The organism is Pseudovibrio sp. POLY-S9 (assembly GCF_001431305.1).
In the GTDB taxonomy this organism is placed as follows: domain Bacteria; phylum Pseudomonadota; class Alphaproteobacteria; order Rhizobiales; family Stappiaceae; genus Pseudovibrio.
Genome location: NZ_LCWX01000142.1, coordinates 28505 through 44954 on the forward strand (window position 1 = coordinate 28505; position 16450 = coordinate 44954).

Annotated in this window: 13 protein-coding genes; 10 read left to right on the top strand and 3 right to left on the bottom strand. The window is 51.5% G+C overall.

What is annotated here, in order from left to right:
- Nucleotides 1-96: 96 nt before the first annotated feature.
- Nucleotides 97-942 carry a hypothetical protein gene (locus PPL9_RS12155; RefSeq protein WP_057462938.1) on the bottom strand — a complete coding sequence of 282 codons (846 nt, stop codon included), beginning with the start codon at nt 940-942 and terminating at the stop codon, nt 97-99.
- Nucleotides 943-1306: 364 nt separating this feature from the next.
- Nucleotides 1307-2563, bottom strand: coding sequence for an Hsp70 family protein (locus PPL9_RS12160; RefSeq protein ID WP_057462939.1), 1257 nt, complete (start codon nt 2561-2563; stop codon nt 1307-1309).
- 321 nt (nt 2564-2884) lie between these two features.
- Between PPL9_RS12160 and gmd the strand changes: the two genes are divergently transcribed.
- The 3 genes from gmd to PPL9_RS12175 all read left to right on the top strand — a co-directional run bounded on the left by gmd (nt 2885) and on the right by PPL9_RS12175 (nt 5398).
- Nucleotides 2885-3946, top strand: a complete 1062-nt coding sequence (gene gmd, locus PPL9_RS12165) for a GDP-mannose 4,6-dehydratase (RefSeq protein WP_057462949.1) — start codon at nt 2885-2887, stop codon at nt 3944-3946.
- Nucleotides 3939-4907: a GDP-L-fucose synthase gene (locus PPL9_RS12170; RefSeq protein WP_057462940.1), complete on the top strand. Its 969-nt coding sequence runs from the start codon at nt 3939-3941 to the stop codon at nt 4905-4907. Before gmd ends, PPL9_RS12170 begins: the two co-directional genes overlap by 8 nt.
- A 146-nt stretch (nt 4908-5053) precedes the next feature.
- Complete coding sequence (locus tag PPL9_RS12175) at nt 5054-5398, top strand: RidA family protein (RefSeq protein WP_057462950.1); 345 nt, start codon at nt 5054-5056, stop codon at nt 5396-5398.
- Nucleotides 5399-6153: 755 nt separating this feature from the next.
- Here the strand turns inward: PPL9_RS12175 and PPL9_RS12180 are convergent.
- Nucleotides 6154-7677, bottom strand: a complete 1524-nt coding sequence (locus tag PPL9_RS12180) for a CoA-transferase (protein ID WP_057462941.1) — start codon at nt 7675-7677, stop codon at nt 6154-6156.
- 210 nt (nt 7678-7887) lie between these two features.
- Between PPL9_RS12180 and PPL9_RS12185 the strand changes: the two genes are divergently transcribed.
- From PPL9_RS12185 to PPL9_RS12215, 7 genes are all read left to right on the top strand, one after another.
- A complete protein-coding gene (locus PPL9_RS12185; RefSeq protein WP_057462951.1) occupies nt 7888-8568 on the top strand; it encodes a YrbL family protein in 681 nt (226 codons plus the stop codon).
- 233 nt (nt 8569-8801) lie between these two features.
- The gene (locus tag PPL9_RS12190; RefSeq protein ID WP_057462942.1) at nt 8802-10091 is read left to right on the top strand and encodes an MFS transporter; all 1290 of its coding nucleotides are present in this window, start codon (nt 8802-8804) and stop codon (nt 10089-10091) included.
- Between the two features lie 115 nt (nt 10092-10206).
- Nucleotides 10207-11364 carry an iron-containing alcohol dehydrogenase gene (locus tag PPL9_RS12195; RefSeq protein WP_057462943.1) on the top strand — a complete coding sequence of 386 codons (1158 nt, stop codon included), beginning with the start codon at nt 10207-10209 and terminating at the stop codon, nt 11362-11364.
- Between the two features lie 28 nt (nt 11365-11392).
- The gene (locus tag PPL9_RS12200) at nt 11393-11851 is read left to right on the top strand and encodes a thioesterase family protein (RefSeq protein WP_057462944.1); all 459 of its coding nucleotides are present in this window, start codon (nt 11393-11395) and stop codon (nt 11849-11851) included.
- Nucleotides 11852-12079: 228 nt separating this feature from the next.
- Nucleotides 12080-14476 carry a HAMP domain-containing methyl-accepting chemotaxis protein gene (locus PPL9_RS12205; protein WP_208989335.1) on the top strand — a complete coding sequence of 799 codons (2397 nt, stop codon included), beginning with the start codon at nt 12080-12082 and terminating at the stop codon, nt 14474-14476.
- A 366-nt stretch (nt 14477-14842) separates the two neighbouring features.
- Nucleotides 14843-15367, top strand: coding sequence for a PAS domain-containing protein (locus PPL9_RS12210; RefSeq protein WP_057462945.1), 525 nt, complete (start codon nt 14843-14845; stop codon nt 15365-15367).
- Nucleotides 15345-16450 (top strand): methyl-accepting chemotaxis protein (locus tag PPL9_RS12215; RefSeq protein ID WP_057462953.1); only part of this gene is annotated, 1106 nt, incomplete at its 3' end. The genes PPL9_RS12210 and PPL9_RS12215, both read left to right, overlap by 23 nt.

The following is a 16450-nucleotide window of genomic DNA, read 5'->3' on the forward strand; positions in this document are numbered from 1 at the left end:
GATTGGCGGTGGTGCGGACTGAGAAGGCGCAGTCGCGGGCGTTGCGGTCAGGTTCGTCATGGCTGCGTCTCCTCTTTCTTTCGGTTTACTCTGTGCTTATTTGACGTGCTGGCGTGCCAGATGCTTCCTGTGGGCGAGCTTCTTCTTTTCAAGCAGCCGGGGGGAAAGCCCCAGATGCAACAGTATGTCTGACTGTCTGGTTCTCGCCTGAAAATGCAGGCGTACGAGGTTAGCTTCAGACACTGCCAGTTTCAGGTGTGCTTTTTGCAGATCATTGAGGGCACTCAGAAACTCCGCAAACAATGCCGGATCAACCAGATTGGCCGCGCGGGCCTGATGATAGGCACGTGCCCGCCGAGCCGCGTGAAATTGCAGCTGTTTGTGCTGGTCAACGGCGCGCTGAAAGCGCTTCTCAGTTCTGCGATTGTCTCTTGTGAGCGTAGACCCGCTGAAGAGAGACGGACCGAGGGAAGACTGCAGATTTGATGCTCCTTCTCCAGTCAGCTCAACGTACTTTGCATGCGCAGTAATGAGTTGGCTTTTCGCTGAAATACTCAATTTATTCAGTGTGTTAAGGGTGTGCTCGGATGCTTTCCCAACAAGCTCAAGGGCCTCAGGAGAATGGACGCCTTCAGTATCTGTTAGCGTGCTGGTAAATGCCTTCAACTCACTCTCAGATTTTCTGTAAATCTCAAGAGTTCGGGTGTTCAGGTGAAGTGCCAGATAGGCCTCAAGAACGCTCAGGCAAAGGTCGTTCTTCTCTTGCTCTGATGCCTTGATCCAACTCCCGCCAGTTTCAGCTGAGGTGAAGAGGAAGCTATCTTCCACTGCGTCGCGAAACGTGGTTGCACCGCTGGATGTGACCATGAAGGACGCAACCATCATGCTGGCAAATTGGTAAAACCAACCTTGTTTGAAACACCAATTTTGCCACTGTTTCATGACGCCCCCTCAAGGCGCCTAATCCACCCTCCGGCAGCACCTCTCCTCTTAAGAATTCATTAACATTTGCATCTAGGGAACCTGAATTGGTTGAAAGTGACAATTCCAAAATCAGGGTAGAGAGATGATGTAGATTTAAATATGGGGGTGTTGTTTTTGAGGGGGAGCGTCTTTTGCAAGGCAAAGGATTTTGTTCTTACGCCGCAGTGGGGGAGGGGGTATTCGTTCATGCTGAGACGAGGCAAGAAAAAAGAGGCCCGGTGGCCTCTTGATGCATTTTGGGAAGGGGTACGCACGTTGGCCTGCAGCTCAAACATCCTGAGCAAAGTGCAGGCCCACTCAGCATGGTTCTGGCTCGACAACCCTATGCAAACTTGCGGCGGGCATCTGCTGCAAGGCCAAGGCCAACAGCGCCAAAGACGTTGCCTTCAACCACAGACGCGTTTGGCATCAAAGACTTGAAGTGTTCGCGCAGCATGGGGATGCGGGTTGTACCGCCAGTGAGGAACATGCTGTTGATCTGATCTGCGGTTACGCCAGCCTTGTTCAGCGCTTCCTGAATGGTGGCTTCGATTTTGCCAACGGAAGGGCCGATAGCGGCATGGAAATCTGCGTTGGTTGCATCAACCAGAACGTCTTCTTCTTCCAGCTCAATTTTGAGACTTGCGATCTCTGCTGAGGACAGGTCGATCTTGGTCTGCTCCACGCGGGTGGCCAGCATGTGGCCGTCTTTTGCGCGGATCACTTCGCGTAGACGTTCCACCAGATGAGGCTGCGCAGCTTCGCGGCGCACTTCGCCCAGTTCCCGCAGGATATTCGGAGAATAAAGCTGGTTGATGAACTGCCAGGTTGCCAGATCAAAATAGTATTTTGAGGGCAGGGCGCGTTTGCCATCTTTGGTCAGCGTTTTATAGCCCAGATGCGGCATAACCTGCGCAAGTGAGAGCAACCGGTCAAAGTCGGTTCCGCCGATATGAATACCCGTATTGGCGAGAATATCACTGGTGCGATCTGCTGCGTTTTTGCGCTCTGGAGAAACGCGAATGACGGAAAAGTCAGCTGTACCGCCGCCGATATCCAGCACCAGAATAAGCTCTTCGCGCGTAACGGTTTGTTCATAAGCCAGCGCTGCGGCAATCGGCTCGTACTGAAAGGCGATGTGCTCGAACCCTTCCTGACGAGCGATCCCTTCCAGCGTTTTTTCCGCGGCACGGTCAGCTGTTTCATCGCCATCAATGAAATGCACTGGGCGACCCAAAACCACGCTGGAGACATTGTCCTGCATATGCGCGTCCAGCTTGCGTTTCAGCTGGCGCAGGTAAAGCGCGATAATATCTCTGAAAGCCATACGGCCGCCCATGACAGCCGTTTTTTCCTGAATGAGGGACGTGCCCAAAACGCTTTTAAGCGCTTGCATAAGGCGGCCCTCATCACCCCTGATGTACTCTTCCTTCGCCTTGCGTCCATAAACGATCTGCTCGTCTTCAAAATTAAAGAAGATAGCTGACGGCATTTCGCTGTGCTCGTCTTCAAGCATCACAAGTTCAGGGCTTGCGCCGGAAAAGATGCCCACGGTTGAGTTGGAGGTTCCAAAATCAATGCCTGCGAATGCGGTGTTCATTTTAAGACCTCTTATCATGCCTCAAGTCAGGCAAAGCTGGACGGCTGCCAGGCAATTGGCGGCACCAATGGGTTTTCAGGTTCGGGATACCTCCTAAGGCGTTTGGGAGGGCGAGCTTGATACACGCTGCTTCGCGGTATTGCCAGTGAATTTTGACGGGACTTGGATATCTTTGTGGGTGAACATCAAAACCCTTTTAAAAACATATGGCTGCGGAAACACCCAAAGAATACAGGGGTGTGTTTTCAGAATTGCGACAACAACCAATCTGCTTCTAGGTTCATGCTCTGTTTCCCTCAAATTTTTGAGCGTGCCATGGCCTTGCAGAAAACCGCTTTGATAACAGGTGTTACCGGACAGGACGGAGCGTATCTCAGCCGCTTTTTGCTGGATAAGGGATATGTGGTGCACGGCGTCAAACGCCGCTCTTCCAGCTTCAATACAGGTCGGATAGAGGGGATCTATCAGGATCCTCATGAAGATGATGCACGTTTCATCCTGCATTATGGCGATTTGACAGATGCGACCAACCTCATCCGTATCATGCAAGAGGTGCAGCCCGATGAGGTTTATAATCTTGGGGCGCAATCTCATGTGAAGGTGAGTTTTGAAACGCCCGAGTACACCGCCAACAGCGATGCTTTAGGGGCTTTGCGATTGCTGGAGGCTATCCGCATCCTTGGTCTGGAGCAAAAAACGCGGTTTTATCAGGCTTCAACTTCGGAACTCTACGGTTTAGTGCAGGAAGTACCACAAAGCGAGACGACGCCGTTCTACCCGCGCTCCCCTTATGCCGCGGCCAAGCTTTATGCCTACTGGATTGCGGTCAACTACCGGGAAGCCTACGGAATCCATGCAAGCAATGGCATCTTGTTTAATCATGAGAGCCCGCTGCGCGGTGAAACCTTTGTTACGCGTAAGATCACTCGCGCCGCAGCCGCGATCAGTCTGGGGCAGCAGGAAAAGCTGTATCTGGGCAACATCGATGCGACCCGGGATTGGGGGCATGCGCGCGACTTTGTTGAAGGCATGTGGGCTATGCTGCAGCAGGATGTGCCAGATGATTATGTGCTGGCAACCGGCACCATGACATCAGTGCGCAGGTTTGCTGAACTGGCGTTTTCAAAATGCGGCACCATACTGGAATGGCAGGGCAGCGGCGTTGATGAGAAAGGGATTTGTTCTTCAAGTGGCCGCACTCTTGTTGAGATCGATCCACGCTACTTCCGCCCAGCAGAGGTGAACGAGCTCCTTGGTGATGCCAGCAAAGCACGGGATAAACTCGGTTGGCAGGCGAAAACATCCCTCGAATCACTGATTGAGGAGATGGTGCAGGCAGACTTGCTGGAGGTGAAAGACGGTAGGGTGCTCGAAGATGCCTGATCTCCAACCTGTTGACTTTGACCTGACTGGAAAAACGGTTTTCGTGGCCGGGCACAAGGGCATGGTTGGCCGTGCCCTTATAAGACGGTTGGCGCGTGAGAAGTGCACTCTTTTGACTGCGGACCGGAGGCAAGTAGACCTCACCATGCAAGCTGAAACCCTAGCATTTTTGCAGGAAGCGAAGCCTGAGGTCGTGATTGTTGCTGCTGCCAAGGTGGGGGGCATTTGGGCAAACAATGAGTATCCTGCCGAGTTTCTTTATGAAAACTTGGCCATCGAGACCAACCTCATTCGTGGAGCCTTCGCAGCTGGCGTCCAAAAACTGCTGTTTCTGGGGTCATCGTGTATTTATCCCAAGCACGCTCCGCAACCGATAGAGGAGGGGGCTTTGCTCTCTGGCCCTCTGGAACCGACCAATGAATGGTATGCCATCGCCAAGATCGCAGGCATCAAATTATGTCAGGCCTTCAGGCGGCAGTACGGCTGTGATTTCATTTCTGCCATGCCCACCAACTTGTATGGACCCGGCGATAACTTCGATCTGACAAGCAGCCACGTGTTGCCTGCCCTTATGCGCAAAGTGCACGAAGCGAAGATAAGCGGAGCTGAATCCTTTGAGATTTGGGGAACGGGTGCTCCGCGCAGAGAGTTTCTGCATTGTGATGATTGCGCGGATGCCCTGGTGCATCTGCTGAAGACTTACTCTGCAGAAGAGCACATCAATGTTGGCTTTGGTGCGGACATTTCAATTCTGGAACTTGCGCAACGGCTCTCCAAGGTTTTGGGTTATCAAGGTGCCATTACACAGGACACCTCCAAACCAGATGGAACTGCGAGAAAGCTAATGAGCTCAGCACGTCTGAAGCGGTTGGGGTGGGAGCCATCCATCTCGCTGGATAAAGGAATTCGCCAAACCTATCAGTGGTTTTTGGAAAACGGGGTGCAGAAAGAGCTGGTTTAACGCAGCTTTCTCGAAAACACTTGGACACCCGCAAATGTCACAGTGAAATTAAGAGCAGTTTCAGTCATGGTATCTTGCTGAGATTGGGCGTTGGAGCGGATGTTGATCTCTGCATCCTTCTGCCCCTAAACCAAAGGGATAGCACCATGATTGAACGCATGCACACCAAGCAGCGTATGAGCAAGATCGTCAAGCACAACGGCACCGTTTATCTGTGTGGCCAGGTTGGCGTGCGCGGTGAAAGCATCAAAGAACAGACCGCAGAATGCCTGCGCCGTGTTGATGAACTGCTTGTTGAAGCAGGGTCCAGCCGCGAGCAGATTCTGCAAGCCATCGTCTGGCTCTCTGACATGCGCGATTTTGCTGAGATGAACGAAGTCTGGGATGCCTGGGTGCCAGCAGGGCATGCTCCTGCACGCGCATGCGGTGAAGCCCGCCTTGCTTCTCAGGAACTGTTGGTGGAAGTCATCGTAACAGCGGCTTACGATTAAGACAGACAGGTGTTTGGAGCTGTTTTGCTTCGTTTTATTCAACCAAGGGGCACAGTTCCACTCCTATGACTTCGCGAGTGCGCGCCTTGCTCATGTGCAGGGTGCGCTCTTAGGAGTGAAGCTGAGAGGCGCTTGTCCTCGCCGTTTGCGAACCATGGCAAATGTTAAAGTGAGCACGGCTTAGTGGATGACCACCACCACGTGATTTGCAGGCAAGCAGTCGTGCTCTTTGCGTAAAATCGGTCAGTTATCAGCCAAAACTTATTCCCCTTTCCAAAATCTCTCGTACTCTGAATTTATGCCTACGTAACGGGCTGCTGGCGGACCGTCCGTCAGTTTGTCGTAGGCTGGGTGGGGCTACTGGAAGAAGTAACGTATCTTTCAGTGGTCCGGTGGAACCGATTTTCAAACGTGACCGCATGGTTTGAGAGGAAGGACCCAAGTCTGAAGGGCATCACGCGGTGGCACGAACCAGTCAGAGTGGTTGCGTGTCAGGGATGAAGGAACTGTTTTAGTAAGGAAACTTGCTGGAATAAGCCATTGTCCTTCCAGGAAACTGGCTATCGTGTCTTTCAGGATAAGAGGCGATGTTGTCCATACCAAAATGCCCGGGCAAGGCGACAGCCAATGCCGAAGAAACTAACTACACCAAATAGCGCAGGTATTGCCTGCTCGCCTTGCTCCTCCCGTCTCTCGGGAATTTAAGCTCCACCATTGCCGGCAAAGCCGTGCGGTGCTCTTTGTGTTTGCGGCAATCACAATGCGTTGAAGATGTGCTCTGGCATTTTACGCTGTATATCCACTTTGCAGGCAAACCCCATATGCGCCAGCACATCCCGCTTGGGTTTGATGCCGGGTGCAACCTCAGTCAGCACCAGCCCGTTAGGCCCCAGCTGAAAAACGGCACGCTCGGTCACATAAAGCACTTCCTGCCCGTTGGTTTTGGCATTCAAGGCATTGAAGGTGATGTGGTCGGTTTGCTCCACAAACTTTGTGTGGGTGCCATTGCGCGTCACTTTGAGTTTGTCTTTGCGGTACTCAACCTGTGAGTCCACGCCCGTCAGTGAACCGCAAAACACGAGCTTTCTGGCATTCTGTGAGATATCGATGAAGCTGCCCGCCCCAACGATTTTACCATTCACTTTGGACAGGTTCACATTCCCATGCCGGTCCACTTCGCTCATGCCAAGAAAGGCAATATCCAGGCCGCCGCCGCTATAAAAGTCAAACTGATCTAGTGAAGAGAGCAGCGCTTCGGATCCCAAAGCAGCGCCATAAAGAGAATCTCCCAGGAACTGGCCGTTGTGGTGCCCGTGTTCGCAAGAGAGCCAGATCCTTTCCGCCAACTGCTTGCGCTGCTCTGCAAAGCGAATGCCAGCAGGAACGCCAAAGCCGATATTTACGGCTGCGTTTTCAATCAACTCCTCTGCAGCCCGGCGAGCAATTACCTTGCGGGCAATCTCGCTGGGTTCGTTTTGAACTCTTGTATGAGAGGGTTTGATATCCCCACTGAGTGCAGGGCTGTAAGGCGTGTCATAGGCAATGGTCTGGCCCGGAGCTTCGACAATCGCATCCAGGAACACGCCCGGAACCGCAACAGAGCGGGCAGGTAGGCTTCCGGTCTGCACGACGTTTCTAACCTGCGCAAAACAATGGCCACCACTGTTATGCGCAGCCGTCGCCAAACTGAGACAATCAAGTGTGACGGCTTCTTCATCAAGACTGAGATTGCCTTTCGTGTCCGCCGCAGACCCGCAAATCAAAGCAAGGTCGATTTTGAACGGGCGGTACCGGAGGTATTCCTGACCGTGCAGGTGAAGCAGTTCCACAAGCTCATGCTTGCAAGACTTGCTGCATTTGCCTCCACCATGCCTGGGATCAACAAACGTCCCCAGTCCGGTGCGGGTGAAGAGACCGGGACGACCCGCACCAATCTCGCGGATCAACTGCTGAATAACCCCGGCTGGAAGGCAATAGGCCTCCAGCTTGTCTTGAGAGATCAGTTTTTGAAGGGAAGGAGTGAGAACGAAGTGAGACGTAATAATGCCGTGCAGCATTCCCTTATGAGCAAACCGGCTCAGCCCCCGCTTGTCGCCATCTCCGATAGAGAGCGAGTTGATGATGAAAAGGTTTTTGGGATGCCCTGTCGAAAGAAACCGCTGCTCAATGGCATCCAGCAAAGCTTCCGGCGTTGCAAGGCCTCGCCCACAGCCGCCAATGACGATGGTATCGCCATCTTCGACGAAGGCCGCAATTTCACGCGCACTGCAGATCTGCATCCTGCTGGTTCCCGGAGTTCGTGTCCGTTTTGTCTTTGCGCCGATTATCCCTCAAACCCTAAAAAGTCCGGTTAAGGCGCATGCAGATGAAATTAAGACCTTTAGAAGCAATGCTTTAAGCATGTGTGTCAAGAAAGATGCTTTTCAAACTATTATAATTTGTTATGTAAGTGGCTCAAATTTACAAAAAAGACTGGCTTAAAGTTGACTGTGTTTCAGGAAGATCAGGTGTTTCAGGTGGGAGAATTCATTCGTGGGGGCGGATTCCGTGACACCTATGAATGTGCGTCTGATCCAACGAAGCTCCTGAAGTTTGACCGGTACGAGGCTGGTGAGCGCAAAGTCAAAAGTCGCGGATTTTTGAAAGATCTGTTTCGGTCAGTGCGTGCGAAACTAGGTTACAAGAAGCAACGTTTAAGCGGCAATCAGGATGAGTTGCTGGGGTGGCAGCACATTCAAGACGTTGGGCTTGCTGGGCACCCCTCCTTTACGCATGTATTTGGAATGGTCGATACGAACCAAGGCCCAGCCTTGATGATCGAGAAGATTGATAACTTTGTTGACCATGAGATTCGCAGCGTTCGTGATTATTTGAAACATCATGATCGTATCCAGGACAGCGAGCTTATTCGCGCGTTGATTGACTACTTTAAGATCTTACGTTCACACCACGTATCCTGTTTTGCTGATAGGCCTGAGAATATGGGTATTGTTGTCGATCAGGATGGCAAGAAATACATCAAGTGTTTTGACGTAAAAACCTACTTAGACCATCAACTCTTGCCGATTAACCAGATCGAATATTTTAAGAAAAGAAGAATAGAAAGACGTTTAGATCGCCACTTCGATAATCTGAGCGGAAAACAAACAAATGGCAGACGTAAAATATAGGCCATGCTGAGTGGCTTGTGTTGCTAAACTGGCCACTGATTGAGAAAAGCCCGCCTCATTTCTCGCCTGCAGTTCGTTTGCTTTCTGCATTTCAGCCAATTTTCTTCACCTATACACGCCTTGTATCTGGGTCGGCTTCGGTTAAGCTGATGGGATTGCAAATTTGGTGAGCGCGATATTTTGTGCGCTGATTTTTCTGGTGTTATCAATCAATTGAAATTGGGGCGGGCTTCGTGGCGCAGAGTGAGGCAGTAAATACTTCCGTGTTGGCATTGTTTAAGCTGAGCGCGTTTCGTCGATTTTTTGGTGTTCTTGTTCCGGCAGCATTCGCGGACTGGATCGATTTCATAGCTATCATGGTGCTTGTCAGCTATAGCTGGGAAATGGGCGCGACCGAGGTTGCCAGTGTCATCATGGCTGCGACCTTGCCTCGTGTGATCTTCGGCCTGCCAGCCGGTGTTCTGGTTGACCGGATTGGTGCTGGCCCTGTGCTGATCGCCGGTTTGCTTATCCGAGCCGGGTTGATGGTTGGCATGTTCTTCTTTGCTACCAGTCTTTCGCTCCTTATCGCTTTTGTGTTTCTCAAAGCCACTGTGTCAGCCGCCTTTATGCCTGCGCAGCAACTAGCGTTGAAGAAAATCGTGCCGTCAAACATGCTGACACAAGCGGTCAGCGTGGATCATTTCGTCATTCAATCTACCAAGATCTTTGCGCCAGTTTTGGGTGGTGCGTTGCTTGCCATCTGGAGCCCACACTCTGTCTTCTTGTTGGGGGGCGCGAGCTTTGCCGTAGCTTCTCTGATTTGCCTGAGCTTGTTAGAGGGGCTGAAAAAGGGCGCTAAAGATGCCTCAGAGGAAAGCTCCGAGAAAAGCAGTGTGGTGAATGATGCCAAGGTTGGTTTGGCTTATCTTTGGAAAACACCGCGTCTCCTTTTAGGCATGGCGCTCATTTGCCTCTTTATATTCAGCGTTTTTCTTTACGAGGCGGTGCTGCTGTTGCTCATTAAAGAAACCGGGCAACCAGAAGCCGCCGCGGGACCAATTCTGGGTTCTATTGGCGTTGGCGGGCTTGTTGGAACTTATCTGACGGCCAAGATTGGCGATCGTGTCAACTTGCACCTGCTGATGGTGATTGGTTCTTTCTTCGGGGGCGCTCTTACTATAGTCGTGGGCTGGGTTCCGTTTAGTTCAGTGCCGTTTGGGATGCAGGAACAGATGGCTCTCTGGTTCGTTGCCGGTGCCTTCACCAGCTTTATCACAGTTCCGTTTGGGGCAATCGTTGTTAAGCAAACGCCTGAGTATTTGTTGGGGCGTATCACTTCGGTTGGGGAGATGCTGCAATCGAGTCTCATGCTGATTGCGATCCCGATTGGGGCCTTTCTGGCCGAACAATGGTTTGTCTCCATGCCCTTCTTTGCGGGTGGTGCTATTATGTGTGGTGGAGCGGTGATTGGACTATTTGCCGTGCTTAACCTTGGCAAAGTGCCTGATGCGGAACCGGTGATTTCAGAGGAAGTTGTCTAAGCGTTCCATCAAGCCGTTACGACTTTAATTGCGCTCGACCTTGCTTGTTGGCTGAGGCATTCTCGCTGCATTGCTCAAATCTGCCACCTGCGCTGAGCAATGAGGGGGGAATGAAATGACAGGCTTTGTATTTAACACGGCGGCCAGCGTTGTATGTGCGCCTGGTGCGGTTCAGAAGTTGGATGAGCTCACGCTGAAGACCATCGGCAAGCGTGTTTTTCTGGTGAGTGATAAAGGATTGATGAAGACAGGTCTTGTTGAGCCTGTGATCGCTCAGCTGGAAACTGCCGGAATAGACGTCATGCTGTTTGATGATGTTGTTGCCGACCCGCCAGAAGCCATCGTTTTGCAAGCTGCAGATTTAGCTACATCGGCTGATGTGGATGGTGTCATCGGCCTGGGCGGTGGGTCCTCACTGGATGTTGCCAAGCTTGTTGCGTTGCTAGTGGGGGGAGGCGAACAGCTTACTGACATCTACGGTGTTGGAATGGCGAAGGGGAAAAGGTTGCCGCTGATCCTTATCCCGACAACCGCTGGCACAGGGTCTGAAGTGACGCCGATCTCCATCATCACGACGGGCGAAGCTGAAAAGAAGGGCGTTGTGTCTCCGTCCTTATTGCCTGATGTGGCACTGCTGGATGCAGATCTCACAATTGGGCTACCGCCTCATGTCACGGCTGCAACTGGCATTGATGCGATGGTGCATGCAATTGAGGCCTACACGTCGACATCTGCAAACAACAACCCGGTGTCAAAAGTGCTGGCACAAGAAGCCTTGCGTTTGCTGGGTGCGAATATCGAAAAGGCCGTGAACACGCCGCAGGATAAAGAGGCGCGTTCCAATATGCTGCTTGGTTCCATGTTGGCAGGGCAGGCGTTTGCCAATTCTCCGGTAGCAGCTGTGCACGCGCTGGCTTATCCGATTGGCGGCATCTTCCATGTGCCTCACGGAGTTTCCAATGCGCTGGTTCTGCCGCATGTGATGCGGTTCAACTTGCCAACCTGTGCGCAGGCTTATGCTGAGTTAGCTCCGTTGGTATTCCCGGAGCTCGCAGAGATTCCGGTGGGTAATCGAGGCGGCGTGTTTGCGGACCGGTTGGCGGAGCTTTCCAAAGTTCTGGGCGTTGAAACAACGCTTCGCGAAGTGGGTATTGGCGAACAGGACGTCGTGAAGCTGGCCAGTGAAGCGATGAAGCAAACGCGGTTGCTAGTGAATAATCCACGTGAGGTGGATGAGGACAGCGCCTTAAAGATCTACCAGCAGGCTCTTTGAGAACAGACTGAAGCGGAGACCATAGACGATGAGCAAACCCAAAAAGCCGGCTGCGCATACTCGTGCACATTACGCGTTCTTCAGTGATGTTCAGACCCGTTGGGAAGACAACGATGTATATGGGCACATCAATAATGCGGTCTACTACAGTTACTTTGATAGTGCTGTGAACGCCTATCTCATTGAGAACGATGCTCTCAACATTCATGAGGGGGATGAGATCGGGCTGGTCGTGGAATCTGGCTGCCAGTACTTCTCTGAGATCGCCTACCCGGACAAGATCGATATTGGGCTGCGTGTCGGGCACCTGGGCAACAGCTCCGTGCGATACGAACTGGCCTTGTTTGCGCAAGATGCTGAGACTGCTGCGGCACAAGGATTTTTTACGCATGTGTACGTAGATCGTGCGACACGCAGGCCGCAAGCGCTCTCCGGCAATCTGCGTACTGCACTTGAGGCGCTTCTACTACAGGTTGCTGATTCTTAATTGTTAAAAATGTAATGATTAACTGCACTTATAATAAATAGATGATGAGCGCATAAAACGATAAAACTTTCAGAAATTACTCAATTAATGCCTTAAATACCCACGGGTTAACCACTGGTTGAGATTTACAAGCTTAGGATGCCGCCAAGTCATGGGCAATGACTTCTATTCGGGAGAAATCGGGTCATGAGGCGGGTCCTCCAGCTATTTACGAATTTGCAGCTGTCGATGAAAATCGGTGGTGGCTTCATTATTGTACTCTTGCTTTCCGCTGCAGCTGGTGGGATCGGAATCTTTTCTATCTCTCAGCTCACCAAGCAAACAGAGATGACAAATGCAACCATGCGTTTAATGCAGGGCCTGCATGATACGACATCAGCGCGCGAAACTTATCTGCGCAGCTTGAGCAAGTATGATGCAACCGCTGCGGCTGATGAGCTGAACCTGCTGGGTGCAGATTTGGAAGCTCTTCATGAGCAGGTTGTTGCAGATGGCAAAGATGGCACTGCCTTTGAAGAGACCCACGAAAATGTGCGGGCTCTGAAAGGTCTGTTCAGCCGCGTTCGCATGTCGACCGATATTCAGGAATCACAAGTTGCCAAGATGATGTCTGCTGTTGCCAATCTTCAGATGATTGGCAAAAAGGTTCAGGCTGACATCTCAAAGATTGCGGCCTCGGCAACTGAGCAAGACAAGCTAGCCAAAGAGCAGTTGAAAGAAGCTGACAAAGCGGGCCGTCTTGTCGCGACTATTCAGAGCCAGGCCCTGAACATGCGCTACTTCTTCGTGAAGGCGACAACAAGCTCTGAAGAAGGCGCACTGCGCAAAACGCTGCTCAGCGCTGCGAAAGCACGCCGTGAGATCAAGAAACTGCAGAAAATCCAGCTGTCACATCTGGATGCAAAGGTTCTTCAAAGTCTGGCAGGTGTCTCAGATACGCTGGTTGATAAGCTGAAAGCCCTGCGCGACTCTACGGATTTCTCCGAGATGTATTCGCTGCGCCAGGACATCACTGCAAGCATTGACGTGCTCGGCGAAACGGCTCAGCTGGTCATCGGCTTTACCTATCGCTCTATTGATGATGCAAACAGGAAGCAGGCTGAAGCGGTTGATCGTAAGCAGCAGGTTGATGCAGCACTGGCCTCAGTTTCCAACATCACACGCCAGACACTGGCTGTGAGCTCGTCTTCTCTTTCCTTCCTGCGCGCAGGTTCTGGTGTGAAGTCTGAGGAAGTCTCCAAGGAGATTGATCAGCTCGGAGCAGCAGGCCGCGAGTTTAAAACGGGTGTGAAAGACATCGAAGGCGGCGTGAAAGCCTCTAAAGATGCCATCAAAGAAATTGCTGCGATCCGTTCTGGTTTCGGCTCAATGGCAAACGGTAAGAAAGAACTTGCCAGCTTGGTCACAAAGCTCACTGAGCAATCTGAAACGGTTCAGGGTCAGATCATCGACATTGCAGCATCCGAAGCTGAAAATGCGAGTGCGGCTGGCGATCTTGCAACCAATCTGATTGCGACGACCGTTGCTGTTGGCCTTGTACTTGGTGCGTTGATTGCATTGGGTCTGTCTCTTGCCATTACTCGTCCGACCAAACGTCTGACCGGCATCATGGAGCGTCTGGCAAATGGCGATACCGATGTCGAGATCGCCGGTGCAAAGCGTAAAGACGAAATTGGTGACATGAGCCGCACGGTTCAGGTCTTCCGTGATAACGCTTTGGAACGTGCACGTTTGCGCGAAGAGCAGGCACATGTTGCTGAAAAGGACGCTGAAAAGCAGCGCGAAATTGAGCAGCTGATCACTGACTTCAGAAATACAGCCGCAAACTTGCTGACCTCTGTGAATGACAGCATGGGTGAGATGGGTGAGACAGCCAGCGTGATGGCAGATCTTGCTCGCGGTACCTCTGATCAGACAGAGCGGGCAGCGGCCTCTTCAACTGATGCTGCAAACAACGTGCAGATGGTTTCTGCCGCCGCTGAAGAGCTGAGCAGCTCCATAGAGGAAATTGCACGTCAGGTGAGTGCAACAACTTCCGTTGTTGCCAAAGCAACTGAGAGTGCGCACGTTTCCAACGACCGCATCAATGAGCTGGCCGATGCCACAGTCAAGATTGGTGAAGTTGTCGGGCTGATCCAGGCGATTGCCGAGCAGACCAACTTGCTGGCTCTGAATGCGACGATCGAAGCAGCGCGTGCTGGGGAAGCTGGTAAGGGATTCGCAGTCGTTGCGGCTGAGGTGAAGGAACTTGCCAACCAGACGTCCAAAGCTACAGAGGAAATCAGCTCCCAGATTTCTGCGATTCAGAACTCTACAACAGATGCCGTATCCTCCATCGAGGGCATCTCGCATACAATGGATGAGGTTACCGCATTTACCTCTGCAATTGCGACGGCTGTTGAGCAGCAGGGGGCTGCGACAACTGAGATTAGCCGCAACGTGCAGGAAGCTGCTGTTGGAACATCCAGCGTAAACGAGAATATGACGTTGGTCTCTGATGCAGTGAGTGAAACCAATACCGCGTCCTCACGTGTGCTGACAGCCTCTACAGAGGTGACTGAAAGTACGCGTGCGCTAGGCAGAGAAGTTGATGACTTCCTGACTGCGGTCGCGAAAGTCGGCTAACACACTCAAAATTCTGAAAATTGGAAGGCAGCTTAGATATTCTAAGCTGCCTTTTATTTTGTCCTGATTAAACAAAATGATTTCATTTATATATTTCCCGGAGGAATAGCATTTTAGAGTTGTAATAGTTCGAATTTATAGAATTGCACGTAAGTATTTTGTCTTTGTTGTGTCGCAAAGATAAATACAAAACGCTGATATATATGTATAGAATAACATATGCATACTGAATATACTAAGGAATGACTTGGTGAATTAATAACAATCGTTTTTTATATTAACTGCTCGTCAATTTATGAAATACATATTCTGTCTGCTTGAATTTTATTCACTTAAGTAACGAAATAGAAAAACATAGAGGCAGCTATGTCGCCGGGTGCACATCTGTCCGATACTGAAAAAACATTCAGTGAGGCAGACATCATTGTTAGCAAGACTGACCTAAAGGGCCGCATTACGTACTGTAATGAGATCTTTTGCGAGATTGCGGGATACTCCTACAAGGAACTCATAGGTCAGCCACACAGCATTATTCGTCATCCAGACATGCCTCGGTGCGTCTTCGAGCTTCTTTGGAAGCGGATTGCGGATGGGCATGAGGTCTTCGCATATGTGAAGAACCTTTGCCGGGGCGGTGAGTTTTATTGGGTGTTCGCCCATGTGACTCCCACCTTCGACAATGCAGGAAAGATCATCGGATATCATTCAACACGCAGAGTGCCAGAGCGAAAGATCCTCAATGACGCGATCATTCCGTTCTACCAGCAGCTCATTGAGATGGAGCAGGCTCCAAAGAGCCGGAAAGACGGGCAACACAATAGCTCTGAGTTTCTGGCGAACTACCTCTCCGATAATCGGGTGACCTATGATGAATTTATCCTCACTCTCTAAGAGTGTCTTCCTGAGTTGCCTGACGGCTGCAATCTGCGTTGGTATTGCGCTTCAGGGAATGGGAGGGGAGAGCAACCTGCTTTCAATCCTCTCTGGTCTGGCTGGTGTGGCAGCAGTGCTCTCACTATTTTTCGTGCTTAAGGTACGGCGCGTGCTGAAGCATGTGACAGAAATCGCGACCTTGCAGGCAAGTGGTGATCTGGAAGCACGCACTCTTGTGGGAATGGATCATGGTGAACTGAAGGACCTGCTTGCAAGTGTGAATTACTCCACTGACAAGACAGATTCCTTTATTCGCGAAATGGTGGCATCCACGCACGCTTTGTCAGCGAACAAGTATTATCGCCGCGTTGTCACGCGCGGGCTGCAAGGCTCGTTTCTGGTTTATGCAACTCAGGTGAATGAGGCGATCGCGAAGGTACAAAACCGGATCTGTGATTTCTCTGGTCAAACTGATGCTTTTGAACAGCTGACCCGCAATGCGACAGACCTGCTTTCCAGCTCGGGCCAGAACATGAGCGACAATGCGCAGCAGATGGAACAATCCGCCGACCTGACCCTTCAGCGCGCATCTGCCGTGACCGTGGCGTCTGAAGAGACATCCGCAAATGTGCAGACCGTATCTGCTGCTGTTGAGGAGCTTTCTGCCTCTGCCGCAGAGATCGGCAATCAAGTGAAATTTACTGCTGATGTTACGAGAACAGCTGTTCAGGAAGTTGAAGCTGGCGAAACCAAGATCAGCAGCTTGAGCGCCGCCGCCGAGACCATCGGCGATGTTGTGGAACTCATCAGCTCCATTGCTGAGCAGACGCATTTGCTGGCGCTCAATGCGACGATTGAAGCAGCGCGGGCAGGGGAAACGGGCAAAGGCTTTGCCGTTGTGGCAGGTGAGGTAAAGGATCTGGCAGGTCAGACTTCTGATGCAATCGGTCAGATCTCCGGTCAGATTGAGGCCATCCAGTCAGCGACTGCAGAAACAGTTGTCTCGTTTAAGCAGGTAGCAGAATCCATTTCCAAGATTGAAAGCGTCACGGATTCCATTTCGCTCTCTGCAAGACAGCAAGCAGAAGCGACCACCGAGAT

Excerpts from the sequence above, each read along its gene's own strand:
- PPL9_RS12170 (WP_057462940.1), top strand. The coding sequence starts at position 3,939 with ATGCCTGATCTCCAACCTGTTGACTTTGACCTGACTGGAAAAACGGTT.
- PPL9_RS12160 (WP_057462939.1), bottom strand. The coding sequence starts at position 2,563 with ATGAACACCGCATTCGCAGGCATTGATTTTGGAACCTCCAACTCAACC.
- PPL9_RS12205 (WP_208989335.1), top strand. The coding sequence starts at position 12,080 with ATGAAAATCGGTGGTGGCTTCATTATTGTACTCTTGCTTTCCGCTGCA.
- PPL9_RS12195 (WP_057462943.1), top strand. The coding sequence starts at position 10,207 with ATGACAGGCTTTGTATTTAACACGGCGGCCAGCGTTGTATGTGCGCCT.
- PPL9_RS12175 (WP_057462950.1), top strand. The coding sequence starts at position 5,054 with ATGATTGAACGCATGCACACCAAGCAGCGTATGAGCAAGATCGTCAAG.
- PPL9_RS12200 (WP_057462944.1), top strand. The coding sequence starts at position 11,393 with ATGAGCAAACCCAAAAAGCCGGCTGCGCATACTCGTGCACATTACGCG.
- PPL9_RS12210 (WP_057462945.1), top strand. The coding sequence starts at position 14,843 with ATGTCGCCGGGTGCACATCTGTCCGATACTGAAAAAACATTCAGTGAG.
- PPL9_RS12180 (WP_057462941.1), bottom strand. The coding sequence starts at position 7,677 with ATGCAGATCTGCAGTGCGCGTGAAATTGCGGCCTTCGTCGAAGATGGC.
- PPL9_RS12155 (WP_057462938.1), bottom strand. The coding sequence starts at position 942 with ATGAAACAGTGGCAAAATTGGTGTTTCAAACAAGGTTGGTTTTACCAA.